The 23,500-nt window shown below is 64.2% G+C and carries 20 protein-coding genes and 1 tRNA gene; 13 read left to right on the top strand and 8 right to left on the bottom strand.

Features of this window, described 5'->3' with window-relative positions:
• Positions 1-104: 104 nt before the first annotated feature.
• Both G3572_RS14435 and G3572_RS14430 read right to left on the bottom strand, forming a co-directional pair.
• Positions 105-1,331, bottom strand: a complete 1,227-nt coding sequence (locus G3572_RS14435; RefSeq protein ID WP_164613070.1) for an ROK family transcriptional regulator — start codon at positions 1,329-1,331, stop codon at positions 105-107.
• A 2-nt stretch (positions 1,332-1,333) separates the two neighbouring features.
• Complete coding sequence (locus G3572_RS14430) at positions 1,334-1,768, bottom strand: RbsD/FucU family protein (protein ID WP_164613068.1); 435 nt, start codon at positions 1,766-1,768, stop codon at positions 1,334-1,336.
• Between the two features lie 240 nt (positions 1,769-2,008).
• Here G3572_RS14430 and G3572_RS14425 point away from each other — a divergent pair, with 240 nt between their 5' ends.
• From G3572_RS14425 to G3572_RS14415, 3 genes are all read left to right on the top strand, one after another.
• A complete protein-coding gene (locus G3572_RS14425) occupies positions 2,009-2,998 on the top strand; it encodes a sugar ABC transporter substrate-binding protein (RefSeq protein WP_240335571.1) in 990 nt (329 codons plus the stop codon).
• 121 nt (positions 2,999-3,119) lie between these two features.
• Complete coding sequence (locus G3572_RS14420) at positions 3,120-4,190, top strand: ABC transporter permease (protein WP_164613066.1); 1,071 nt, start codon at positions 3,120-3,122, stop codon at positions 4,188-4,190.
• On the top strand, positions 4,190-4,966 hold the full coding sequence (locus G3572_RS14415) for an ATP-binding cassette domain-containing protein (protein ID WP_164613064.1): 777 nt from the start codon (positions 4,190-4,192) through the stop codon (positions 4,964-4,966). Before G3572_RS14420 ends, G3572_RS14415 begins: the two co-directional genes overlap by 1 nt.
• Positions 4,967-5,146: 180 nt before the next feature.
• Here G3572_RS14415 and G3572_RS14410 read toward each other — a convergent pair whose 3' ends face one another.
• Positions 5,147-6,067, bottom strand: coding sequence for a DMT family transporter (locus G3572_RS14410; RefSeq protein WP_164613229.1), 921 nt, complete (start codon positions 6,065-6,067; stop codon positions 5,147-5,149).
• 128 nt (positions 6,068-6,195) lie between these two features.
• Between G3572_RS14410 and ade the strand changes: the two genes are divergently transcribed.
• From ade to G3572_RS14390, 4 genes are all read left to right on the top strand, one after another.
• Positions 6,196-7,908 carry an adenine deaminase gene (gene ade, locus G3572_RS14405; RefSeq protein ID WP_164613062.1) on the top strand — a complete coding sequence of 571 codons (1,713 nt, stop codon included), beginning with the start codon at positions 6,196-6,198 and terminating at the stop codon, positions 7,906-7,908.
• Positions 7,909-8,050: 142 nt separating this feature from the next.
• Positions 8,051-8,932 carry a LysR family transcriptional regulator gene (locus G3572_RS14400; RefSeq protein WP_164613060.1) on the top strand — a complete coding sequence of 294 codons (882 nt, stop codon included), beginning with the start codon at positions 8,051-8,053 and terminating at the stop codon, positions 8,930-8,932.
• Between the two features lie 93 nt (positions 8,933-9,025).
• A complete protein-coding gene (locus G3572_RS14395; RefSeq protein WP_164613058.1) occupies positions 9,026-9,784 on the top strand; it encodes an SDR family NAD(P)-dependent oxidoreductase in 759 nt (252 codons plus the stop codon).
• A gap of 37 nt (positions 9,785-9,821) precedes the next feature.
• Positions 9,822-10,589, top strand: coding sequence for a CbiX/SirB N-terminal domain-containing protein (locus G3572_RS14390; protein ID WP_164613057.1), 768 nt, complete (start codon positions 9,822-9,824; stop codon positions 10,587-10,589).
• On the opposite strand, the gene G3572_RS14385 is transcribed toward G3572_RS14390, so the two are convergent.
• Positions 10,575-13,160 (bottom strand): hybrid sensor histidine kinase/response regulator, encoded by a 2,586-nt coding sequence (locus G3572_RS14385; RefSeq protein WP_164613055.1) that lies wholly within the window; start codon positions 13,158-13,160, stop codon positions 10,575-10,577. The genes G3572_RS14390 and G3572_RS14385 overlap by 15 nt on opposite strands.
• Positions 13,161-13,284: 124 nt before the next feature.
• On the opposite strand from G3572_RS14385, the gene G3572_RS14380 reads away from it, so the two are divergent.
• Together G3572_RS14380 and G3572_RS14375 are read left to right on the top strand one after the other, a co-directional pair.
• Positions 13,285-13,890 (top strand): response regulator, encoded by a 606-nt coding sequence (locus G3572_RS14380; RefSeq protein ID WP_205518741.1) that lies wholly within the window; start codon positions 13,285-13,287, stop codon positions 13,888-13,890.
• Between the two features lie 110 nt (positions 13,891-14,000).
• Positions 14,001-14,074: transfer RNA gene (locus G3572_RS14375), tRNA-Gly, on the top strand.
• Position 14,075: 1 nt separating this feature from the next.
• On the opposite strand, the gene G3572_RS14370 is transcribed toward G3572_RS14375, so the two are convergent.
• Entirely contained in the window at positions 14,076-15,149 is a 1,074-nt protein-coding gene (locus G3572_RS14370) for a DUF475 domain-containing protein (protein WP_205518729.1), read from the bottom strand.
• Between the two features lie 205 nt (positions 15,150-15,354).
• Positions 15,355-16,956 (bottom strand): bifunctional metallophosphatase/5'-nucleotidase, encoded by a 1,602-nt coding sequence (locus G3572_RS14365; RefSeq protein WP_164613051.1) that lies wholly within the window; start codon positions 16,954-16,956, stop codon positions 15,355-15,357.
• A gap of 163 nt (positions 16,957-17,119) precedes the next feature.
• On the opposite strand from G3572_RS14365, the gene G3572_RS14360 reads away from it, so the two are divergent.
• The 4 genes from G3572_RS14360 to G3572_RS14345 all read left to right on the top strand — a co-directional run bounded on the left by G3572_RS14360 (position 17,120) and on the right by G3572_RS14345 (position 21,362).
• On the top strand, positions 17,120-17,458 hold the full coding sequence (locus G3572_RS14360; protein ID WP_164613049.1) for a DUF952 domain-containing protein: 339 nt from the start codon (positions 17,120-17,122) through the stop codon (positions 17,456-17,458).
• Positions 17,455-18,513 (top strand): quinone-dependent dihydroorotate dehydrogenase, encoded by a 1,059-nt coding sequence (locus tag G3572_RS14355; protein WP_164613047.1) that lies wholly within the window; start codon positions 17,455-17,457, stop codon positions 18,511-18,513. Before G3572_RS14360 ends, G3572_RS14355 begins: the two co-directional genes overlap by 4 nt.
• Before the next feature lie 75 nt (positions 18,514-18,588).
• The gene (locus G3572_RS14350) at positions 18,589-19,956 is read left to right on the top strand and encodes an aspartate aminotransferase family protein (RefSeq protein WP_164613045.1); all 1,368 of its coding nucleotides are present in this window, start codon (positions 18,589-18,591) and stop codon (positions 19,954-19,956) included.
• Positions 19,957-19,967: 11 nt separating this feature from the next.
• Complete coding sequence (locus G3572_RS14345; RefSeq protein ID WP_164613043.1) at positions 19,968-21,362, top strand: glutamine synthetase family protein; 1,395 nt, start codon at positions 19,968-19,970, stop codon at positions 21,360-21,362.
• Positions 21,363-21,419: 57 nt separating this feature from the next.
• Here the strand turns inward: G3572_RS14345 and G3572_RS14340 are convergent, their stop codons facing one another.
• The gene (locus G3572_RS14340; protein WP_164613041.1) at positions 21,420-22,208 is read right to left on the bottom strand and encodes an enoyl-ACP reductase FabI; all 789 of its coding nucleotides are present in this window, start codon (positions 22,206-22,208) and stop codon (positions 21,420-21,422) included.
• Positions 22,209-22,218: 10 nt separating this feature from the next.
• Entirely contained in the window at positions 22,219-23,448 is a 1,230-nt protein-coding gene (gene fabB / locus G3572_RS14335; protein WP_164613039.1) for a beta-ketoacyl-ACP synthase I, read from the bottom strand.
• Between the last annotated feature and the right edge of the window lie 52 nt (positions 23,449-23,500).

Here is a 23,500-nt window from a genome sequence, read left to right as displayed (position 1 = left end):
CGATCAAAGACCTAACGGGCGCGTTTTCAAGACCTTTAGGGCCCAGAACCGGCAACGGAAAGCATTTTCGTCTTCGCCAGTGCGCCCAAGGGGCAAAAACGCGACTAGGTGTCGCGGCCAGATGCGTTCTGGTCGATCAGATAGCGCTGTGACAGCGGAATGGCCGCCGCGCCCAGGACGCGCGCATTTGCCCCCACGGTGCCTTCGCGGATCACCGGAGGGTCGATTCCGGCCAGATCCAGCCGGTGCAATGCCTGATCCGTGCGCAAGGTCAGCGCGGCACGGATGGTGGTTGGCACCCAGCCATCCAGCAGCACCGCCTCCAGTTCGATCAGCGCGGCAGCAGACAGGATGGCATGGGCAAGACTGCGCGCCGCGGTATCGAGCCATGATTCCAGCAAGGGCGCAGAGACGTGCCAGACCTCATGCTGCGCCCAGAGGTGATCGGCGCTTTGCCCGTCGCGTTCCATCGCATCGGCCAGAACCGACAGCGAGGCGGTGTCGAGCAGGCGCATGATCCGGCCATCCGGTCCGGGAACCGGCATGGGGCCGACGCCTGCCGCATTGCCGCTGCGTCCGGTGAAAAGCTGGCCGTTCAGCACCAGCCCGCCCCCGATAAAGGTGCCGAAATAGAAATAGAGAAAGTCATTGGGCCGCTCGCCGGTGCCGAACACCAGTTCCGCACCGCAAGCGGCGGTCGCGTCATTCTGGACAAACACCGGAAGGCCCGACAGCGCCGCCAGTTCCGCCTGAATGTCGCGGCTGCGCCATGCGTCCATTTCGGCCTGCGGCGCACCGAGCGATTGCACCCAGTTCCAAAGCTGGAACGGCATCGCAACGCCAAGCCCGCCGATGCGGCCCTGCAGCGCTTCGGGCAGGGCAGCGGTCAGCCGGGGCAGGGTGGCAGCGACAAAATCCACCACCGCGCCCGGCGTGGGGTAGCGATAGACCTGCCGCTCCAGCCGGACGACGCGGCCCAGAAAGTCGACCAGCGTCAGGTCTGCCGAACGTCGGCCGATCTTCAGGCCGAAGAAAAAGGCGCCATCTGCCGCCAGCGACATCGGAATCGAAGGCTGCCCGATGCGGCCCCGTTGCGGCTCGCCGCGGATCAGCAGCCCGTCCTGTTCCAGCGCGCGCATGATGACAGAGACGGTCTGTGCCGACAGGCCGGTCATGCGGGCAATGTCGGATTTCGCCAGCGCCCCGTGCTTGCGCAGCAAGGTCAGCACCAGCCGTTCGTTCTGCGCGCGCATTCCCGACTGGTTGGTGCCGCGCAGCGCCAGATCATCGGCTGCGATGCGGTCTACAATTGGTGCAGCATCGCCCGACATTCTTACTGGTTTTCCCTGATCACGCCCTTGCGAAGGATGACATTGGCATAAAGGGCAGTCTCGCTGCTGGCAACAATCGTATGTGCGGCGCGGATGCGCGGATAAAGCGCGGCCCCGGCCAGCGGCTGCACCGCATATCCGGGTTTGATCCGACCACAGAGCGCCTCGATTCGGTGGTGGAATGGCCCCGCCTGTTCGGGGTCGTTGAACTGGCTGGCACGGCTGATGGCATAGGGCACGTCGTCATCCAGCGGCAGGACTTTCAGGATCGCTTCCAGCAGCGGCAAAAGCCCGTGGCCATCGGCGCGCACCAAACGGCGGGCATGCTCTTGCGCCGGGTAATTGCCATCGACGATGGCGATTTCGTCGCCATGCCCCATGGCGCGCAAGGTCGCCAGCAGTTCTGGCCCCAGAATGGATGGTATGCCGATCAACATATGTCTTGGCCCTCGCGCTTTGTGCCCAAGGACGTCCTCCCCAAAGCCAGATTGGAGGGCATTCGGTGCCGCTGTCAATATTAAATCACTCTTATTTATTTATATTGACGCAACGCCGAGAATCGGCTTTTGTGTGGTCACCGCAGCAGGAGGAACGGCTGCGACCAGAAAACGTGCAGCAGGGGGCAACCCCCTGACATCCTTGGGAGGAACAGCATGAAACTTTCGATGACCGCTCTTATGGGCTCGGCCGCGCTTGCGCTGATGGCCACCACCGCCAGCGCGCAGACCAGCGCATGCCTGATCACCAAGACCGACACCAACCCCTTCTTCGTGAAGATGAAAGAGGGCGCTGAAGCCAAGGCTGCCGAACTGGGCGTGACGCTGAAATCCTATGCCGGCAAGATCGATGGCGACCATGAAAGCCAGGTTGCCGCTGTCGAGGCCTGCGTGGCCGATGGCGCCAAGGGCATCCTGATCACTGCGTCGGATACCAAGGCGATTGTGGATTCGGTCAAGGCCGCCCGCGATGCCGGCGTTCTGGTCATCGCGCTCGACACCCCGCTTGATCCGATCGACGCGGCAGATGCGACCTTTGCCACCGACAACTTCCAGGCCGGTCTGCTGATCGGGCAGTGGGCTGCGGCAACGCTGGGCGCCGAAGCGGCCAATGCCAAGATCGCCATGCTGGACCTGTCGATTGCACAGCCTTCGGTGGACGTGTTGCGCGACCAGGGCTTCCTGCAAGGCTTCGGCATCGATCTGGCGGACCCGAACAAATGGGGCGATGAAACCGACCCGCGCATCGTCGGCAACGAAGTCACCGCCGGCAATGAAGAGGGCGGCCTGAAGGCGATGGAAGCCCTGCTGGCCAAGGACCCCGACATCAACGTGGTCTACACCATCAACGAGCCTTCGGCAGCGGGTGCCTTCGAGGCGCTGAAAGCCGCTGGCAAGGAAGGCGTTCTGATCGTCTCGGTCGACGGCGGCTGCCCCGGTGTGGCGGATGTGCGTGACGGCGTGATCGGCGCGACCTCGCAGCAGTATCCGCTGCTGATGGCATCGCTCGGCATCGAAGCCATCGCCAAGTTCGCCGCAGACGGCACCAAGCCTGCGCCCACCGAAGGCAAGGCCTTCTTCGATACCGGCGTGGCGCTGATCACCGACAAGCCCGTCGCTGGCGTCGAGTCGATTGACACGGCCAAAGGCACCGAGCTTTGCTGGGGCTGAGCCCGTATCGCGCCTGACCTGAGGCGCGGGACCTTACACAAGTTCGGCAGGGGCGGCCATTGCGCCGCCCTTGTCACAGGCAAAGCACAGCCATGACCGCAGTGCCGGGGAGGGGAATGACATGACGGATGCAAAGACGGCTTCCAGTTTCGAGGAGGGCCTGAAGGGCGCTTCCGAGAAAGTGGCCGAATTCCACGAAGACAAAAGCGCGCTGAAGAGGGTGCAGCACTGGCTTCATCAGACACCCTCGGCGGTGCCGCTGATCGTTCTCATGGTGGCGCTTGCCGTGTTCGGCATTCTGGCCGAAAACTTCTTCAAGGCCGGCACGCTGACGGTGATCCTGCAGCAGATCGCGATTGTCGGGATTCTGGGCTGCGCACAGACCATCGTGATCCTCACGGCAGGGATCGACCTGTCGGTCGGGGCCATCGCGGTGTTCTCGTCGGTGCTGATGGGGCAGGCCACGTTCCGCTATGGCGTGCCCGCCGAACTCGCCATCGCGATCGGACTTGTTCTCGGCACGGCGATGGGCGCGGTGAACGGTTTGCTGATCGCCAAGATGAAGCTGCCGCCCTTCATCGCCACGCTTGGCACATGGCAGATCCTGCTGTCGGCCAACTTCATCTTTTCGGCGAATGAAACCATCCGGTCCTCCGACATTGCGGCGCAGGCACCGGCCCTGCAATTCTGGGGCGGCTCCATCCAGCCGGGGGGCGTCAAGATCCTTTATGCGGTGTTCCTGATGATCGCACTGGTCGCTATCATGGCCTATGTGCTGCGCAGCACTGCTTGGGGACGGCATGTCTATGCCACCGGCGATGACCCGCAGGCTGCGGAACTCGCCGGTGTGCCGACCAGCAAGGTGATCATCCAGGTCTATGCACTGGCCGGATTCTTCTGCGCCATCGCAGGCTGGGTGATGATCGGTCGTTTCGGCTCTGTCTCGCCCACCGCCTCGACCGGCCAGCTTGGCAACATCCAGTCGATCACGGCTGTGGTGATCGGGGGCATCTCGCTCTTTGGCGGGCGCGGGTCCATCATGGGCATGTTCTTTGGCGCGCTGATCGTGGGTGTGTTTGAAATGGGCCTGCGCCTTGTCGGCACCGACCCGCAGTGGACGTTCTTCCTCATCGGCGTGCTGATCATCTTCGCGGTCGCCGTGGACCAGTGGATCAGAAAGGTGGCAAGCTGATGGAACCGCTTCTCAAGGGCACAAATCTGGTCAAGCGTTACGGCAAGGTGACCGCGCTCGACCATTGCGACTTCGACCTTTATCCCGGCGAAATCCTTGCCGTGATCGGCGATAACGGGGCAGGCAAATCCACGCTGATCAAGGCCATTTCGGGCGCTGTGGTTCCGGACGAGGGCGAGATCAGGCTCGAAGGGCGTCCGGTGCGGTTTTCCTCGCCGATCGAGGCGCGGGCGGCTGGCATCGAAACGGTGTATCAGACCCTCGCCATGTCTCCCGCCCTGTCGATCGCCGACAACATGTTCATGGGGCGCGAGTTGCGCGCGCCGGGGATCATGGGGTCGGTGTTCCGCAAGCTGGATCGCCCCCGGATGGAGAAATTCGCCCGTGAAAAGCTGAACGAGCTGGGGCTGATGACCATCCAGAACATCAATCAGGCGGTGGAAACCCTGTCGGGCGGCCAGCGCCAGGGGGTGGCGGTGGCCCGCGCCGCCGCCTTCGGCTCCAAGGTGGTGATCCTTGACGAGCCCACCGCCGCGCTGGGGGTCAAAGAATCGCGCCGCGTGCTGGAACTGATCCGCGACGTGCGCGCGCGGGGCATCCCGATCATCCTGATCAGCCATAACATGCCGCATGTGTTCGAGGTGGCGGACCGCATCCACATCCACCGTCTGGGTAGGCGCCTGTGCGTCATCAAACCGGGCGAGCACAGCATGTCGGACGCCGTGGCCTATATGACCGGCGCCAAGGTGCCAGACGGCGTCGTTGAACAGGCCTGACGCCCGCCCGGACACCGTTTGCGCCCGCGCGTCAGTGCGGGCGCAAACGGAGCGCATCCGGCCTGCGCGAAGCGCCGGACGGTGTTTTTTGCAGAACAAGCTTGGATGCAGGGCGGTTAAGCCAAAAGGGGGGCCGACGGCCCCCTTATTCCTTGTCTGCGCAGGATCAGGTCGCCAAGGTCAGGTGCCGGGGGGCATGGCCTTGCGCTGGCGCGCGCGCGCCATTCCCAGCTTGCGCTCGCGCCAGATGATCAGCACGCCTGCGCTGATTACCAGTGTCGCTCCCAGCAGCATTGTTGCGGTCGGCACTTCCGCAAAGAAGAACCAGCCGATCAGCAGGGCAAACAGCATCGAGGCATAGTCGAAGGGCGCGATCACCGAGGCATCGGCACTGCGATAGGACGAGGTGAGGAAGATCTGCCCCAGCCCCCCCAGAAGACCCGCCGTCACCAGCAGGGCTGTCTCGGCGGGGGTCGGCCAGACCCAGCCATAGGGCAGGGTCAGCAGCGAGAGCAGGGTTGCGGTGACCGAGAACCAGAACACGATGGAGGCGGTCTGCTCGGTCTGCACCAGTTTGCGCACGAAAACCTGCGCAAGAGCGGTGAAAACCGCCCCGCTCAGCACCAGAATGGCGCCGAAGGCTTCGGCATGGGTGGCCCCCGCGTTCAGCACGCTCAGGCGCGGCGAGACGACGATCAGCACCCCGATCATGCCCAGAACCACGCAACTGAAACGGAACAGACGCACCTGCTCGCCAAGGAACATTGCGGCAAACACCACGGTCAGCAAGGGCGCGGTATAACCGATGGCCGTCACCTCGGGCAGCGGCAGATAGCCGAGCGCGGCAAAGCCGAGACCCATCGCCACCGTTCCCATCAACCCGCGCCAGAAATGGCCGAAGGGGTTGCGGGCGCGCAGGCCTGTCGACAACTCGCCCCGCCAGAGCAGCCAGATCAGGATGACGGGAATGGCGAAGAACGAGCGGAAGAACACCGCTTCACCCGGAGGCACATGGGCAGAGGTGGCCTTGATCATCGCCGACATCGTGATGAACAAAAGGACGGAAATCAGCTTGAGGGCAATGCCGCGCAACGGGTTCATGGGGGCATCGTGTCCGACCCGCCGCCCCCCTGCAAGGCCGTCATTGTCCCCCGCACAATCGGGGCGGGTGCATTCGCGGCTTTCCTGTTCCGCGCGGCTCTGCTTTGCTGAGGTCAAAGGAGTCGCCCATGCCCGAGATTGCCCCCAAAGCCCCGCTGTCCGACCGTATCGCCCAAGGCAGGGGTCAGGTGCCCGCCGATCTGGTGCTCAAGGGCGGGCGGGTGTTCGACCTGATCACCGGCGATCTGGTGCAGACCGATGTGGCGATCTGCGGCGATACCATCGTGGGCGTGTTCGGCACTTATGACGGGCAGCGCGAGATCGACGTATCGGGCCGGATTCTGGTGCCGGGTTTCATCGATACCCATCTGCATATCGAATCCTCGCTGCTGACCCCCTTCGAGTTCGACCGCTGCGTGACCCCGCGCGGGGTGACGACGGCGATCTGCGACCCGCATGAAATCGCCAATGTCTGCGGCGCGCCGGGGCTGGAGTATTTTCTGGAAGCCTCGCTGCACTGTCTGATGGACATACGGGTGCAGCTTTCCTCCTGCGTGCCGTCAACCCATATGGAGACGGCAGGGGCGCGGCTGGAGGCGGCGGACCTGCTGCGCTTTCGCGACCATCCGCGCGGGATCGGGCTGGCCGAGTTCATGAACTTCCCCGGCGTGCTGATGCAGGATGAAGGCGCGATGGCCAAGCTGGAGGCGTGGCAGGGCCGTCATATCGACGGCCACGCGCCCTTGCTGCGCGGCAAGGACCTGAACGGCTATATCAGCGCGGGCATCCGCACCGAGCATGAGGCAACAACCGCCGAGGAAGGGCTGGAAAAGCTGCGCAAGGGAATGCGGGTGCTGATCCGCGAGGGGTCGGTGAGCAAGGACATGGAGGCGCTGGCGCCGCTGCTGACCGAGCGGCATGCGCCCTATCTGTGCCTGTGCACCGATGACCGCAACCCGCTCGACATCGCCGAGCATGGCCATCTGGATTACATGATCCGCCGCCTGATCGCGCTCGGTTGTCCGCCGCTGGCAGTTTACCGTGCGGCAAGCCTTTCGGCGGCTGAGGCCTTCGGGCTCAAGGATCGCGGCTTGATCGCACCCGGAAAGCGGGCCGATATCGTGGTGATCGAAACGCTGGAAGACTGCCGCGCCAGTCTGGTGCTGGCGGGCGGGGTGCTGGCGGAGGCGGCGGCCTTTGCCGCGCGCGGCACGCTCGCCCCTGTGGCGCGGCAGTCGGTCAAGGCGCGCAAGGTGGCGCCGGAGGATTTCCGCACCGGCGGCAACCGGGTCGGGACGCCGGTGATCGGCATCCTGCCCGGCAAGATCATCACCGAGCATCTGAGTTTCGACATCGTTCCCGAGGATGGCGACAAGCGCCCCGATCTGGCGCGCGATCTGGTAAAAATCGCGGTTCTGGAACGGCATGGCGTGAACGGCAATCTGGCGACCGGCTTTGTGAAGGGCTTCGGGCTCAAGCGCGGGGCAATCGCCTCGACCGTGTGCCATGACCATCACAACATCGCGGTGGTGGGTGCGGATTATGCCGACATGGCGCTTGCCGCCAACCGTCTGGGCGAGATCGAGGGCGGGTTCATGGTGGTGGCAGAGGGCGAGGTGCTGGCCGAACTGCCGCTGCCGGTGGCCGGGCTGATGAGCCTCGAGCCGTTCGAGGCGGTGCGCGATGCGCTGATCGACTTGCGCGCGGCGGCGCGGGGCCTGGGGGTGGAGCTGGAGGAGCCGTTCCTGCAACTGGCGTTCCTGTGCCTGCCGGTGATTCCGCACCTGAAGATCACCGACAGGGGGATTGTGGATGTGGACCGCTTCGAGGTGATGACGTGATCTGTGACGGGGGCGGCCTCGGGGGGCATCGAGCCCCCGCTCGGCCGCGCTGCCGCGCCTCTTGCACCGGCCGGTGCGCGCGGGGCTGGCCGCGGCCTCCGGCGGGAGTATTTGGGAAAGCAGCAAGCCGTGGGGGGCGGGCGTGATCGACAAGCTGGAGATGTTCATCGCGCTGGCGCGCGCGCGGCATTTCGGGCGGGCGGCCGAGGCCTGCGGGGTGACGCAGCCTTCGCTTTCGGCGGCGATCCGGCAGCTGGAGGATCATCTGGGGGTGCAGCTGGTGTTTCGTGGTGCGCGGTTTCAGGGTCTGACCCCGGAAGGGCAGCGCGTGCTGGAGCGGGCACAGGGAATCGTGGCCGAGACGCGGGCGCTGCGCGACGAGATGCGGTCGGTCAAGAAGGGGCTGGCCGGGAACCTGCGGATCGGGGTGATCCCGACGGCGCTGCCGATGGTGGCGCAGCTGACCGCGCCCTTCACCCAGCGCCATCCCAAGGTGTCTGTCACCATCCTGTCGCGCACAAGTGCGGAGATTCTAGAGGGGATCGAGCGGCTGGAGCTGGAGGCGGGGATCACCTATCTGGACAACGAGCCGCTGGGGCGGGTCGTGACCCAGCCGCTTTATGCCGAGTTCTACCGTCTGGTCTGTGCGCCGGGGTCTGATTTTGCGGGTCGGACGCGGGTGGAATGGGCCGCGCTGGCGGGGGTGCCTTTGTGTCTGCTGACCTCGGACAACCAGAACCGCCGGATCATCAACCAGCATCTGGCAGAGGCGGGGGTGAAGGCGGAGGCGGGTGTGGAAGCCAATTCCACCATCGCGCTGATGGCGCATGTGATGACGGGGCAATGGGCGTCTGTCTTGCCCAAGGCGCTGGCGGACCTCTTCGCGAAATCGGGGGCGGTGCGGGCGGTGCCGATCGTGGCGCCGGAGGTCGAGCATCTTGTGGGGCTGATCGCGGCGCGGCGCGACCCGCCGACCCCGTTGATCGAGGCGCTGATGGAGGAGGCGCGGCGGCTTTCGGGTTGAGATTTTTCCCGCCCCGCGCCGGGGCGCGCCCTTGCCCGCCGCCCGTGGGCGCGGCACAACTGGGGCAGTTTATCGAGGGGAGGGAGCGGCAGCATGTTTGCCATTGTGACAGCCGGGCCATCGGCCATCGGGCGCAGTCTGGTGATGGCCTTGGCCGAAGCGGGCCATGATCTGGCCTTTACCCATCTGGGTGCGGCGGCGGCGGCGGCAGAACTCGAGACGCGGGTGACGGCGCTGGGCCGTCGCGCGCGTGGCTGGGAGACGGATGCCGGCGATGCGGCGGCGGTTGCGCGTTTTCATGCCGAGGCTGCGGAGTGGGCCGGAGAGGCCCCCGATGTGCTGGTGAACAATGCGGGCATCCAGACATGGGCCGGACTTCTGGAATTGCAGGCGGCAGACTGGGACCGGGTGATGCACACCAATCTGCGCGGCACCTTTCTGAACACGCAGGCGGCAGGTCGCGCGATGGTCGCGGCTGGCAAGGCGGGCAGCATTGTCAATCTGGGCTCGGGGTGCAACAAGCTCGCCTTTCCGCGGCTGGTGGATTATACGGCCAGCAAGGGCGGCATCGAGCAATTCACCAAATCGGCAGCGGTGGAACTGGGGCCGCATGGAATCCGCGTGAACTGCATCGCGCCCGGGGCCATAGCGACCGAGCGCACGGCGGCAGAGGCGGGGGATTACGCCGCCACATGGTCAAAGGTCACGCCCTTGCGGCGGGTCGGCACGCCCGAGGATATCGCGGGGCCGGTGGTGTTCCTGTGCTCGCAAGCGGCGCGGTTCATCACGGGGCAGACCATATGGGTAGATGGCGGGGTGTTTTCGCAAGCGGTCTGGCCTTATGACCATTGAACCTTGCCGGCGGCAGCGGCGCGCCTAGATGCGCCATATGACAAAGACAGCCCTGATCGTGGCCCATGGCCAACCCTCTGAACCCGAGCCCGCCGAGGCGGCCCTTGCGGCGCTTGCGGCGCAGGTGAGCGTGCATTTGCCGGGGTGGCGGGTGCTGTCGGCGACTCTGGCAGCGGACGGGGCGCTTTCGGCAGCCGCCCGGACGGCGGGGCCGCAGGGCGGGTTTGTGTTTCCGATGTTCATGGCCGACGGGTGGTTCACCCGCCAGCACCTGCCCGAACGCCTGTCAAAGGCCTGCCATGCCGCGCTATTCGCCGGGGGCGGGTGTGACCGGCAGGGATGCGGCGGGGCGTCAGGCTGTGCGCGCTGGTGCATCTTGCCGCCCTTCGGGCTGGACACGACGGTGCAGGATCTGGCGCTGCGGGTTTTGCACGAAGCCGGGGTGCCGCCGGGTGGCGAGGTTTTGATTGCGGCGCATGGCTCGGGGCGCAGCACGGCCCCTGCAGAGGTGGCTCATGCATTGGCCGCGCGCCTGAAACTCGGGTTGCTGCTGGCCCGTTGCGAGGCGGCGTTCATTGAACAGGACCCGCGCTTGGCCGAGGTCAGCGGATTTGGCCCCGAGGCGGTGTGCCTGCCGTTCTTTGCTGCAGAGGGCGAACATGTGACCGACGATCTGCCTGATGCCCTGCAAGAGGCCGGATTTGCCGGACGCATCCTGCCACCTCTCGGGCGCGATCCGCGGGTGCCTGCGGTGATTGCGGCGGCGCTGCGCGCGGCGGCCGAGGTCACGTCAGACCGGCCATAGCGCCCGCTCTGCGCCGAGCGCGTCATTGGTGGCTTGCCACAGCGCGGGGAGGGCCGAGATACGCCTTGCGGCCTCTGCCATCTCGCCCTGCCGGATCGCCTGTTCTACACGCGAGAGCGCTTCGCACAGGGCAAAGGCCCCAAACGTCGCGCTGCTTCCGGCCAGATGATGCGCCAGCCTTCCAGTTTCCTTGTCGGGGGCAACTTGCGTCATGCGGGCAATCATGTCTTGCCCTTCGGCCAGCATCCTGTCGATGAGCGACTGTGTTGCCTCTTGGCCCAGCATATCCCTGAGATCGCGCAGCGCCGAGATTTCCAGCAAGGGCTGCGCCGCACGGGTGGCGGAAGGACCGGGGGGCGGGGGCGTCGCTGCAAGCGGTTGAAGCTGCGCCATCAGTGCGGCGCGCGTGATCGGCTTGGTCAGGCAGGCATCCATCCCCGCCATCCGAAAGCGCTCGAGGTCTTGCGGCAGGGCATGGGCGGTCAGCGCGATGATCCGCGCCGAGACCGATGCGCCCCCCGCGCGGATGCGCCTTGCGACTTCTATCCCGTCAAGTCCGGGCATCGAAATATCCGTGATGATGACGTCGTAGCGGCTGTGATCGGCCAGCGCGACGCCCTGCAGGCCATCGGTGGCCTCTGTCACATGGTGGTTGCAATCGGTCAGGGTGCGGCGCACGAGAAAGCGGTTGATGTCATTGTCCTCGATCACCAGCACGTTGAGCGGCTGCACTGCCGCATTTGCCTCGGGCGGTGCGTGGGTGCGGATCGTAGGGGCCTCGGGCGCTGGTAGGGCGGGTGCCGCCTCGACCGGCGGCAGCGGCAGGCGCAGCCAGAACAGGCTGCCCTCTCCCGGCTCGCTTTCGACGCCGATGCTGCCGCCCATCGCCTGCACAAGACGCCGCGCGATGCCGAGGCCAAGGCCGGTGCCACCCGCCTCGCGCCTGTAGGACGAGTCCACCGTTGCGAAATCTTCGAACACCCGGTCCAGATCGGCCTTGGGAATTCCGATGCCGGTATCGCAAACCCTGATTTCGACCATCTCCGGTGTCTGGCTGTCCAAAAGACGCTCTGTCTCGACGGTGATCGCGCCCTTGCGGGTGAATTTCACCGCATTGCCGATGAGGTTGAGCAAGATCTGCTGCAACCGCCCCGGATCGCCGCGCACGGTGCCGAGCGGTCCGGTCAGCGCCAGATGGCGAATGGTATTGCCCCCGTTGCGCGCCACGCCAGCCTGATTGGCGATGCAGTCATCGATCAGACGATCCAGCGCGAAAGGGGTATCGGCAAGCACGATCTGCCCCGATTCCGAGCGCGAGATATCAAGGACGGATTCTACATGGCCAAGCAGGATATCGCCCGAGACCTGCATTACCCGCATCAGTTCCTGCTGGCTTTCGTTCAGCACGGTGTCATGCATCAATTCGATAGAGCCGATCAGGCCATTCAGCGGCGTGCGCATCTCGTGGCTCATCACCGCAAGGAAATCGGCCTTGGCCTTCTCGCCCGCCCGCGCCCGCGTCAGCGCCTGTTCCAATGCCTGCTGGTCGGCCTGACGCTGCGAGACATCGCGCAGGAAGCCCACAATCAGCGCACCGGGTTTCAGATCGCGCACGGCCAGAGAAATCTCGAGCGGGAAGCTGCGGCCATCGGCGCGCCGCCCCGTCAGTTCGATGCGCTGCGGACCTGAATCCACTGCCTTGGCAACAGTGTCTTGCAGGCGTTCAGTGTACTCCGCCTGATCGGCGGCAAGAAAAACCAGAGGCAGGATCTTCCGTCCCATCACCTCTTCACGCGTGTAGCCAAACATGCGCTGGGCCGCCGGATTGAATTCGATGACCCAGCCGCCACGGTTCGTCACCACGATGGCATCGGGAGAGGTGGCGATGATCAGTTGCAGACGGTCGCCCGCGATCTGGTTTTCCTTCGCCTGCCGCTGAGTCACGCGGTAAAGCCGGGTCGCCATCGCGGCCAGCATCCCCAGCAGCAGCATCGTCGCCCCTGTCGTCAGCGCCAGATTGGTCAGCGTGTCGGACACACGGGCGCGTGTCCGGTCGGTGCCTCTTGAAAACGCCAGAAGCGAGTCGAGCGACAATGCGCGGGCGTTCTGATGCACCATATCGGTCTGTGCGGCCATCTCGCCCAGCGCCGCCGTCAGCACCTCGTCCGGGGAATCGATGGTTGTGACCCATCGTTCGGTGAAAGATCGCATGCGTTGCAGGCGCTCGAAGTTTTCCGGCTGTCGGATGAAATCCTCATACAGCGGGCTTTGTTCGAGCATGGTGAGACGGCTATACAGCACGTTGAACCAGCGGCGCACCTCGGACAGATCGGTCAGGCCCGTCTGTGCCTTGATCAGCGTGGTTTGCAGGCGCAGCACCTCCACCTCGGTCTGCATCATGACCCATTGGCCGTTGTCGCTATCGGCCCGTTCCAGCGCAGACATCCGTGCCCGCACATCCAGCGCCAGCATGGCGACCATGCCCAGCATTGCCAGCACAAGGCTTACAACCGCCAAAAGACGCACAGACCCGCTGATCGGATTGCGCCGGGGAAGGGGGATATTCGTCATGCAAGCCCTTGCATCCGTGGGTGAAAGTCAGGCTAGAATACACCAGTGTTGTATGTTGTCGATCTGACCCGGCTCTGGCCCTGAAATTGGATGACCCTCGATAAAGGATGACCTGATCGTGCGGATGCTTCTGGCCGATGACCATGACCTGTTCCGCGAGGCCGTGTCGGCGATGCTTACGGCCGAAGGCGGTGTTGCCGTGGTCTCTGTCTCGCGGCTGGATGCCGTGCTCCAGAATCTTGCCGGAGAGCCGTTCGACCTGATCCTGCTGGATTACCAGATGCCGGGGATGAACGGGTTTGCCGGCCTGCGTCAGGTCAAGGAGGCCGCGCCGACGGTGCCGGTGGCGGTGATGTCTGGCACCACCTTGCGCGAATTGGCCGAAGAGGCGCTGGCCAACGGGGCGGCGGGCTTTGTGCCGAAGACCTTGGGCATCCGCGCCATGATTGCTGCGGTCAAGCGGATGGGGGCCGGAGAGATCTTTGCGCCGCTGTCGATGCTCGATTCCCCGCCCGCCTTGCAGCCCCCGCTGGAAGACCTGACACGCCGCGAGCGCGAGGTGCTGGAAGGTATCTGCAACGGCAAGTCGAACAAGGAAATTGCCCGTGACCTCGATGTGCAAGAGGTAACGGTGAAACTGCACGTCAAAACGCTGGCCCGCAAACTGGGCGCGCGCAATCGAACGCATGCGGCGATGATCGCGCGCGATGGCGGGCTTCTGCGGTCCTGAGCCTTCGCCCTGCATCCGGGGGCAGGGTCGGCGCGTGCAGAATTCTCGCCACACCGGCACAGGGCCCGGTTGACCCCGCCCGCGCGATCCATTAATCGAACAGGCAGAGCGCGGGCGTTGTGTAATGGTAAGACCTTAGCCTTCCAAGCTAATGACGCGGGTTCGATTCCCGCCGCCCGCTCCAGTCAATCTGCCGCATGTGCCTTGTTCCAGCGGATCGACGACCACAGCGACACCCCGATCAACGCCGCGCCGCCAAGTCCCGTGATGACCTCGGGAATATGCGTCAGCGTCTGCACATACATGATCACCGACAGGATCAGGATGGCGTAAAAGGCCCCGTGTTCCAGATAGCGGTATTGGGCAAGCGTGCCACGTTCGACCAGCATGATGGTCATCGACCGCACATACATCGCGCCGATGCCAAGTCCGATGGCGATCACGAACAGGTTGGAGGACAGGGCAAAGGCTCCGATCACACCATCAAAACTGAAGCTGGCATCCAGAACTTCGAGATAGAGGAACGCGCCGAGCCCGCCCTTGGCCGCGCCCGCGAGCACCTGCTGGCTTTGGTCCAGAACACCGCCCAAGACCTCGACCAGCAGAAAGGTCAGCAAACCCCAGATGGCGGCGTGAAAGAAGGTGGTCGCATAGACCGCGCCCTTCTGGCTTTCGATCACTTCGGAAAAGACCAGCATCACCACCAATACAAAGGCAATCTCGATGCCCTTGACCGAGGAATAGGCGGTAATCTTTTCTTCCAGCCAGCGCACCCAATGCACGTCCTTTTCGTGGTCGAAGAAGAAGGACAGCGCGACCATCATCAGGAAGGTGCCGCCAAAGGCCGCGATGGGCAGATGCGCCTCGTGCATGATGCGGCTGTATTCCTCGGGCTGGGTCGCGGCCATCACCAGCGCGCTCCACGGCCCGACATTGGCCGCGATCACCACGATCAGCAGCGGAAACACTATCCGCATGCCGAATACCGCAATCAGGATACCCCATGTCAGAAAGCGCTGTTGCCAGACCGGGGTCATGTCTTTCAGCTTGTTGGCATTCACGATGGCATTGTCAAAGGACAGCGAGATTTCCAGCACTGCCAGAACGCAGACAATGAAGAAGACTTTCATCGCGCCGCCAAAGCTGTGTTCGGTGGCGAACCCCAGCCACAGCCCGAGCGCAAGGCCAAGGCCGGTGACAATGAATGCCCATGTAAAATAGGACAGCGTGGCGCGCTGCGTCGGTTGCAAGGAAGACATGAGTCATGGACCGCGCGGCAGGTGGCGGTTCGGATGCCGACATCGCAGGCTCGCCGCAAAGTCCTGCCAGAGGGGCCCGGTCACCCGTTGGGCATGCTATGCGCCTTTTTGTCTCACTCCGCAAGGTCGCCCTTCGTCCTGGACTTCGGGTCGGCAGGTGGCGGGGGCAAGCGCGATGCCGGCCCCCGCGCGGATCGCCCCGCCTTTATTTGCGGGTGATGCGCCCATCCAGATAGGGCGTGTAGTTTTGCGACTTGGCCATGTAGTCCGCCAGAACATCCGCCAGATCCGGCCCGAAGTCATAGGCGTTGCGGGCGTCGACGAACATGCGGAAACCATCGCCTCCACCGCGCACATAGTTGTTTGACACAAGATTGTATTCTGCGGCCTCGTCGATAGGAGCCCATGCATCGCCGCCAAGCATCACCATCACATCCGACACGCGGCTTCCGACCGCTTGCGCCGGATCGAAGCTGTATTTCAGGCCCGACACCTGCGCAAAGCGCCCGCCCGCATCTTCAAGACGGCTGACGCCGTTTTCCAGCGCGGCAACGATATCGGCCCCCGTCACGGTAAAGGTCGACAGCGTGTTCTGGAACGGCAGCACGCCCAGCACCTCGCCCATCGTCACCGGACCCGCGTCGATAGAGGCGCGCAGACCGCCGCCATTGGTGATGGCAATGGTCACGCCCTGGTCTTTCACACGGTCCAGCATCGCATCGGTCACCAGATTGCCCATCTGGCATTCCATCTGCCGGCAGGTCTCGCGGCTGCCGTCGATGGCCTCCGCAGCCTCGCCGATCACCTTGGCCTTCACTTCCTCGATCGGGCCAGCCAGTTCCGCCACGCGCGCCTCGATCGCCGGGTCGGGGGTCACGCTCGAATCGAGCAAGATCGTGTTGCCTGCAGCATGAAGCAGCGAGCCGTCATCGGCAAAGGTAAGCTTCAGATGGCCGAGGTATTTCGAATAGGCATAAGCCTGCACCACCGGCACCATCGCCCCCGACTCCTGGCTGACCCAGGTGGGGTAGGGGCCGGCGCGGTTCGGGTCGGTTGCAGACAGATAGGTGTGGCTATGCCCGCCCACCACCGCATCGATCCCCGGCACCTGCGCCGCGATCTCTTGGTCCATCGTGTAGCCGGCATGGGTGACGGCGATGATCTTGGTCACCCCCTCCTCCTCCAGCGTCGCCACATCGGCCTTCAGGCTTTCGATCTCGTCCTGAAAGATCACCATATTGCCGGGGCTGGAGGTTTCGGTCGTATCTGTGGCCAAGGCCGAGATGATGCCGATCTTCTCGCCGCCAACGTCCAGAACAACATGGTTTTGCACGCGTCCCGCGAGAATGTTCGACTGGCTGACATCAAGATTGCCCGAAATCACCGGAAAGGTGACCTTGTCGAGGAACTCGGCCAGCCCTTCGGGGCCGTCGTCGAATTCATGGTTGCCAAGCGCCATCGCATCGGGACGCAACTGTTCAAGGAACTCGGCCTCTGCCGCGCCCTTGTAGGTGGTGAACATCAGGCTTCCCTGAAACTGGTCGCCCGCATCGACAAGGATCACGTTTTCTCCTGCCGCCGTCAGGCTGTCGCGCAATTCGTTCACCTTGGCCGACAGGCGCGCGATGCCGCCAAAGCACTTGTCTTCCGCCGCCTCTGCGGCCGAGCAGGTGGAATCCGAGCCGTTCACCGCCTCGATCCGGCTGTGGAAGTCATTGATATGCAGAACATGCAACGTGTACTCGGCCTGCGCTGCCCCCGCAGACAGCGCCACTGCAGCGACAGAGCCCATCAATCGGATTTTCATACATTGCTCCTCTTCTGGTTGATGGCATCAGCCTGACTTGCCCCCGCGGCTGAGTCAAACCCGCGCATAAGGCTTGCGCGTCTTTGACCTTGCGTCACCTTTGCAAAGCGCCGATGACAGCAGTTCCCATTGACCAACCCCTGCGCAATGTGCATGGAAAGCCATGCTCATTTACAAGATCTTCCGCCGCCCCGAATGGGATGCCTTCCGCGCCGCCGGAGAAACCGCCGGGGCTCCGGTGGACCTTGCCGACGGGTTCATCCATTTTTCCACGGCGGCGCAGGTGGCTGAAACCGCAGCCCGGCACTTTGCCACGGAAAGCGATCTGGTGCTGGTGGCCTTCCGGTCCGATGCTCTCGGCCCCGACCTGAAATGGGAACCGTCGCGGGGCGGGGCACTTTTCCCGCATCTTTACCGCCCCTTGCGCCTGAGCGATGTGGTCTGGGACAAATCGCTGCCGCTGGGGGCCACAGGCCATATCTTTCCCGAGGGTGTCTGGTGAACCTGATCGAACGCACAGGGCTTGCGGTCCTGCACCGCATGGACCCCGAAGCCGCGCATGGCCTGTCGCTGCGGGCGCTGAATGCAGGGCTTGTGCCGCTGCCGGGTCTTGTCACATCTTCCCGTCTCGCCTGCACTTTGGCGGGTATGGCTCTGGCAAATCCGGTCGGGCTCGCGGCGGGCTATGACAAGAACGCAACCGCACTGGGTGCGCTGGCGCGGGCAGGCTTCGGCTTTCTCGAGGTGGGGGCTGCGACGCCGCTGCCACAGCCCGGCAATCCCAAGCCGCGCCTGTTTCGCCTGACCGAGGACCGCGCTGCCATCAACCGTTTCGGCTTCAACAACGAGGGCATGCAGGCCATCGCCGCGCGGCTGAAGTCCCGCCCCCGCAGCCTGCCCATCGGTCTCAACCTAGGGGCCAACAAGACTTCGGCGGACCGTGCGGCCGATTTCGCGCATGTGCTGGCGGCTTGCGGCCCGCATGTCGACTTCGCGACGGTGAATGTCAGCTCTCCCAACACCGAAAAATTGCGCGACCTGCAAGGCGCTGCCGCGCTTACGGCCTTGTTGGCAAGGGTGATGGAAGTGCGCGACGGTCTGGCCACGCCGGTGCCGGTGTTTCTCAAAATCGCCCCCGATCTGAACGGCGACGAGATAGCTGAAATCGGTGAGATTGCGGTGGCGGCAGGGCTCTCGGGCATTATTGCCACCAACACCACGCTGTCGCGCGAAGGTTTGAAAAGTGCAATGCGCAATGAAATGGGGGGGCTTTCGGGCGCGCCGTTGTTCGAAAAGTCCACACGGGTGCTGGCCCAGCTTTCCGTTGCGACCCAAGGCCGCCTGCCGCTGATCGGTGTCGGGGGCATCGGCAGCGCCGAGCAGGCCTATGCCAAGATCCAGGCCGGGGCCACGGCGGTGCAGCTTTACACCGCGATGGTGTATCAGGGCATCGGCATTGCCGCCCGCATCACACGCGGGCTGGATGCCTTGCTTGCGAAGGACGGATTTTCCAATGTGGCCGAGGCGACGGGCAGCGACCGGGGCGCGTGGCTTTGACGCTGCCGGACTGCGGTGCAGCCTCTTCCATTTGATCAAATCATCCGCGATACTGGCCGTGAATGAGGGAACACCATGTCACAGCCAGCCATCGCCGGAGTTTCAGCCGACCGTCTGACCGCCTTTGCCGCGCGCGAGGCGCAGCGCTACCGGCTCTCGCGCCCCCTGTCGGCCAAGGCACTTGAAGCCGGGGCAGGGGCCTTCCTCAACGGCGTGCCGATGCATTGGATGCGCGACTGGCCGATGCCGCATCTGCCGCTGGTCGCCAAGGCCAAGGGCGCGCGCATCACCGATCTGGATGGTTACGGGATCGACGACTTCTGTCTCGGCGATACTGGCAGCATGTTTGGTCACTCCCCCGAACCTGTCGCCCGTGCCATCCGCAAACAGGCGCGGCGCGGCCTGACCTATATGCTCCCAACCGAGGCCGCGCTGGAGGCCGGGCGGTTGCTGACAAAACGCTTCGGCCCGTTCCTGTGGCAGATCGCCACTACTGCCACCGACGCCAACCGCTTTGCCTTGCGCGTGGCGCGGGCGGTGACGGGGCGGCCCAAGGTTCTGGTGTTCAACGGCTGCTATCACGGCACGCTGGACGACACGATGGTGGAACTGTCGGGCGGCAAGACCGTAAACCGCGCGGGACTTGTCGGGCAGGTGCAGGATCTGAGCCTTGGCGCGGTCGTTTGCGAATTCAACGATCTGGCCGCCGTCGAGGCGCTTTTGGCCAAGGGTGACGTCGCGGCGGTCCTGACCGAACCGGTGATGACCAATTGCTCCATGGTGCCGCCCGACCCCGGCTTTCACGACGGCTTGCGCGCCCTGACGCAGCGGTTTGGCGCGTTGCTGATCATGGACGAGACGCATACGATCTCGACCGGTCTGGGCGGCTATACTGCCGTGCATGGGCTGACGCCCGATATGTTTGTGGCGGGCAAATGTGTGGCGGGGGGTATGCCCACCGCGATCTGGGGCATGACAGAGGCGGTGGCGGCGCGTTTTTACGCCTATGACGCCGCGCGCGCACCGGGCCATTCCGGTATGGGAACCACGCTGTCGGCCAATCCGATGCAATTCGCCTGTCTTGTCGCGACCCTCTCCGAGGTCATGACCAAGGACGCCTATGCGGGGATGGAGGCCGGGGCCGCCCGGCTTGCAAAGGGGCTCGAACGCGCGATTGCCGCGCATTCGGCGCCTTGGCATGTGGTGCGGGTGGGCGCGCGGGTAGAGTTCATCTGCGCCCCCGGACCGCTGCGCAACGGGTCCGAGGCGGGCCTTGCCCACCAGCCGGAACTGGAGGCCGCACTGCATACCGGCCTGCTGAACCGTGGCTGCCTGATCGCGCCGTTCCACAACATGATGCTGGTCAGTCCGGCGACGAAAGAGCGGCAGATTGATCGGCTGGTGCTGGCCTTCGACGAAATTCTCTCCGAACTCTTTTCCTGAGGTGCCACGCGATGACCGCCCATCCCAGCCCCTCCGGATCGCTTGTCGCCGAGGCCGAAGCCTTTCTCGAAGCGCATCCCGAGATCGAGGCGTTCGACATTGTCTTGCACGATTCCAACGGTATTGCCCGGGGAAAGGTGATCCGGCGCCGCGAACTCTTGTCTCTTTACAACGATGGCCGCCATCTGCCGATCTCTATCCTCGGCCTCGACATCTGCGGCGAGGATGTGGAGGAGACCGGGTTGATCTGGGAGCAGGGCGACGGCGATCTGCGCGCCTGGCCGATCCCCGGCACCCTGGTTCCGGTGCATAACAGCACCCCGCCGCGCGGCGAGCTGCTGATGTCGCTCTATCACCTTGATGGCACCCCCATGCCCTCCGACCCCCGCCACGCCTTGCAGCGGCAGGTGGACGCGCTTGCCGCGCAGGGCTTTTTTCCTGCCGGAGCCTTCGAGTTGGAGTTCTTTCTGCTTGATCCGGCGCGCGGTCCGGATGGCAGGCTGCGCCCTGCCGCCGACGTGCTGGACGGGCGCAGATCGACCCGCACCGAGGTTTATTCGGTGGATCATCTGCACGGGATGCTGCCGCTCTTTGCCGATGTCTATGCGGCGGCCGAGAAGTGCGGCATCGTGGCCGAGACGCTGATCTCGGAATACGCGCCGGGCCAGTACGAACTGACCCTGCATCATCGCCCCGATGTGCTGCAGGCCGCGGATGATCTGATGCGGCTCAAGCGCATTGTGCGTGCGCAGGCCCGTGCGCATGGCGTGACCGCTTGTTTCATGGCCAAGCCGATGGCCGAGCATGCAGGGTCAGGCATGCACTTCCACGTATCGATGCAGGACGCCCAGGGCACCAATCTGTTCGTCGAGGCGGAAGAAGGCATCTGGAACGACAGGCTTCTGCATGCCTTGGGTGGCCTGCGAGCGACGATGGGCGAGTCGATGCTGGTTTTCGCGCCCCATGCGAATTCGTGGCGGCGTTTCGCCGATCAGAGCTATGCCCCCGTCAGCCCGACATGGGGGGTAAACAACCGCTCGGTGGCCCTGCGCATTCCTGCGGGCGATCCGCGCGCGCGCCGGATCGAACATCGTCCGGCGGGCGTGGATGCGAACCCCTATCTCGTGGCGACGACGGTGCTGGCCGGAATGCGCCACGGTTGGGCCGGCAAGATCGACCCCGGCCCAGAGACGCGCGGCAACGGCTATGAAAGCATCACGAGCGCCCTGCCGATCCCGGCAGATTGGCGTCAGGCCCTCGAGGCGGCGAAGGCCTCTGATTTCCTGAAAGAGGCCTTGGGCGCCGACATGCACCGCACCTTTACCGCAGTTAAGCAGGCCGAATACCGCCGTGTGATGCGCACCATTCCAGAGATCGAATACGATCTTTATCTGCACAGTGTCTGACCGGACGATTTTCTGCGAACCACCATTTATCCGGATTTTCGCAGAAGAATCTTGCGGTTACATATTGGCCGGTTGCGGGAAGCCCAAGACGTGATAGCCGCCATCGACATGGATCACCTCGCCCGTGGTCGATGCCCCAAAGTCCGAACAGAGCCAAGCCGCGGTGCCGCCAATCGCCTCCAGCGTCGCATTCGCGCGCAGGGGCGCGTTTTCTTCGGTGTGGCGGTAAGTGGCGCGCGCGCCGCCGATCGCCGCTCCGGCCAGCGTTTTCATCGGGCCGGGGGAAATTGCATTGACCCGCACCTTTTGTGGCCCGAGGTCATTCGCCAGATAGCGCGTCGCGCTTTCCAAGGCGGCCTTGGCCACGCCCATCACGTTGTAATTGGGCGAAACCCGGTTCGACCCCTGGAAGGTGAGGGTGATCAGGCTGCCACCGTCCGGCATCATTTCCGAGGCGCGACGGGCTACGTCGATGAAGGAAAAGCAGGAGATCGTCAGCGAATTCTGGAAGTTGCCGCGTGACGTGTTGATGAACCGGCCCGTCAACTCCGTCTTGTCGGAAAAGGCGATGGCATGGATCAGGAAATCCATCTTGCCCCAGCGCTCTTTCAGCGTGGCGAAACAGGCATCGAGGCTTTCGTCGTTGTTCACGTCGACATCGACCAGCAGGTCCGATCCGACAGACGCGGCCAGCGGCTCCACCCGCTTGCCGAACGCCTCACCCTGATACGAGAACGCCAGTTCCGCGCCCTCGTCGGCCAGCGTCTTGGCAATGCCCCAGGCGATGGAGCGTTCATTCGCCACACCCATGACAAGCCCGCGCTTGCCGGTCATCCAATTGGCCATGATCCGCCCCTTATCCGCGATACTTGCTCATCACCAATGTGGCATTGGTGCCGCCAAAGCCGAAGCTGTTGGACAGGATCGAATCCATTTCCACACTATCGCGATAGGTCGTGGCGATTTCCTCGGGCTTCAGTTCCGGATCAAGCTGGGTGACATTCGCCGAAGCCGTGATGAAATTGCCCTGCAACATCAAGAGCGAATAGATCGCCTCATGCACGCCGGTCGCCCCGAGGCTGTGGCCGGTGAGCGATTTGGTCGACGAGATCGGCGGCACCGAGCCTTCGCCGAAGACGCGGCGCACGGCCTTGACCTCGGTCACATCGCCCGCAGGCGTGCTGGTGCCATGCGCGTTGATGTAGCTGATCTTGCGATCCGAGGGCAGGGTGGACAGTGCCTGCCGCATCGACCGCTCACCGCCCTCGCCGCTGGGGGCCACCATGTCATGCCCGTCGGAGGTGGCGCCATAGCCGGTGACTTCGGCATAGATCTTCGCGCCGCGTGCAAGGGCGTGGTTGAGTTCTTCCAGAACCACGACCCCGCCACCACCGGCGATGACAAAACCGTCACGCGTGGCATCAAACGCGCGCGAGGCCAGTTCAGGCGTGTCGTTATACTTGGAAGACATCGCGCCCATCGCGTCGAACAGGCACGACAGCGTCCAGTCGAGTTCTTCGCCGCCGCCGGCAAAGACGATGTCCTGCTTGCCGAACTGGATCAACTCGGCCCCGTTTCCGATGCAATGCGCCGAGGTCGAGCAGGCCGAGGTGATGGAATAGTTGACGCCCTTGATCTTGAAGGGCGTGGCGAGGCAGGCCGAATTGGTCGAGGACATGCCCTTGGTCACGCCGAAGGGGCCGATCCGCTTGGGGCTGCCCGAGTCGCGCACGATGTTGTGCGCCTTGAAGAAGGACTTGGTCGATGGCCCGCCCGACCCCACGATGATGCCGGTGCGCTCGTTCGAGATGTCCGAAGCCTCCAGCCCAGAATCCTCGATCGCCTGCCGCATCGCGATGAAGTTATAGGCCGCGCCATCGCCCATGAAGCGCAGGTCGCGCTTGTCGATATTGTCTTCCAGCACGATTTTCGGCTCGCCATGAACCTGGCTGCGGAAACCGCGCTCGGCATATTCGGGGGCAAAGACGATGCCGGATTTTCCAGCGCGCAGGCTGGCTTCGACTTCGGCAGCAGTGTTTCCGATGGGAGAAACGATACCGATGCCGGTGATGACGACGCGACGCATGGCGGCTCCTTCGCTGATCTTTGTCTTTCTGTAAGGGACCAGTGGGCGAGGA

It is taken from the genome of Pseudotabrizicola algicola (genome assembly GCF_010915705.1).
GTDB lineage: Bacteria > Pseudomonadota > Alphaproteobacteria > Rhodobacterales > Rhodobacteraceae > Pseudotabrizicola > Pseudotabrizicola algicola.
Note: the sequence above shows the minus strand (reverse complement) of the source record. Positions and strands in the feature narration are given on the sequence as shown.

What these genes read in the sequence shown, in the direction of transcription:
- G3572_RS14435 (WP_164613070.1), bottom strand. Translation starts at nt 1,331, where the DNA reads ATGTCGGGCGATGCTGCACCAATTGTAGACCGCATCGCAGCCGATGAT.
- G3572_RS14430 (WP_164613068.1), bottom strand. Translation starts at nt 1,768, where the DNA reads ATGTTGATCGGCATACCATCCATTCTGGGGCCAGAACTGCTGGCGACC.
- G3572_RS14425 (WP_240335571.1), top strand. Translation starts at nt 2,009, where the DNA reads ATGGGCTCGGCCGCGCTTGCGCTGATGGCCACCACCGCCAGCGCGCAG.
- G3572_RS14420 (WP_164613066.1), top strand. Translation starts at nt 3,120, where the DNA reads ATGACGGATGCAAAGACGGCTTCCAGTTTCGAGGAGGGCCTGAAGGGC.
- G3572_RS14415 (WP_164613064.1), top strand. Translation starts at nt 4,190, where the DNA reads ATGGAACCGCTTCTCAAGGGCACAAATCTGGTCAAGCGTTACGGCAAG.
- G3572_RS14410 (WP_164613229.1), bottom strand. Translation starts at nt 6,067, where the DNA reads ATGAACCCGTTGCGCGGCATTGCCCTCAAGCTGATTTCCGTCCTTTTG.
- ade (WP_164613062.1), top strand. Translation starts at nt 6,196, where the DNA reads ATGCCCGAGATTGCCCCCAAAGCCCCGCTGTCCGACCGTATCGCCCAA.
- G3572_RS14395 (WP_164613058.1), top strand. Translation starts at nt 9,026, where the DNA reads ATGTTTGCCATTGTGACAGCCGGGCCATCGGCCATCGGGCGCAGTCTG.
- G3572_RS14390 (WP_164613057.1), top strand. Translation starts at nt 9,822, where the DNA reads ATGACAAAGACAGCCCTGATCGTGGCCCATGGCCAACCCTCTGAACCC.
- G3572_RS14385 (WP_164613055.1), bottom strand. Translation starts at nt 13,160, where the DNA reads ATGACGAATATCCCCCTTCCCCGGCGCAATCCGATCAGCGGGTCTGTG.
- G3572_RS14380 (WP_205518741.1), top strand. Translation starts at nt 13,285, where the DNA reads ATGCTTCTGGCCGATGACCATGACCTGTTCCGCGAGGCCGTGTCGGCG.
- G3572_RS14370 (WP_205518729.1), bottom strand. Translation starts at nt 15,149, where the DNA reads ATGTCTTCCTTGCAACCGACGCAGCGCGCCACGCTGTCCTATTTTACA.
- G3572_RS14365 (WP_164613051.1), bottom strand. Translation starts at nt 16,956, where the DNA reads ATGAAAATCCGATTGATGGGCTCTGTCGCTGCAGTGGCGCTGTCTGCG.
- G3572_RS14360 (WP_164613049.1), top strand. Translation starts at nt 17,120, where the DNA reads ATGCTCATTTACAAGATCTTCCGCCGCCCCGAATGGGATGCCTTCCGC.
- G3572_RS14350 (WP_164613045.1), top strand. Translation starts at nt 18,589, where the DNA reads ATGTCACAGCCAGCCATCGCCGGAGTTTCAGCCGACCGTCTGACCGCC.
- G3572_RS14345 (WP_164613043.1), top strand. Translation starts at nt 19,968, where the DNA reads ATGACCGCCCATCCCAGCCCCTCCGGATCGCTTGTCGCCGAGGCCGAA.
- G3572_RS14340 (WP_164613041.1), bottom strand. Translation starts at nt 22,208, where the DNA reads ATGGCCAATTGGATGACCGGCAAGCGCGGGCTTGTCATGGGTGTGGCG.
- fabB (WP_164613039.1), bottom strand. Translation starts at nt 23,448, where the DNA reads ATGCGTCGCGTCGTCATCACCGGCATCGGTATCGTTTCTCCCATCGGA.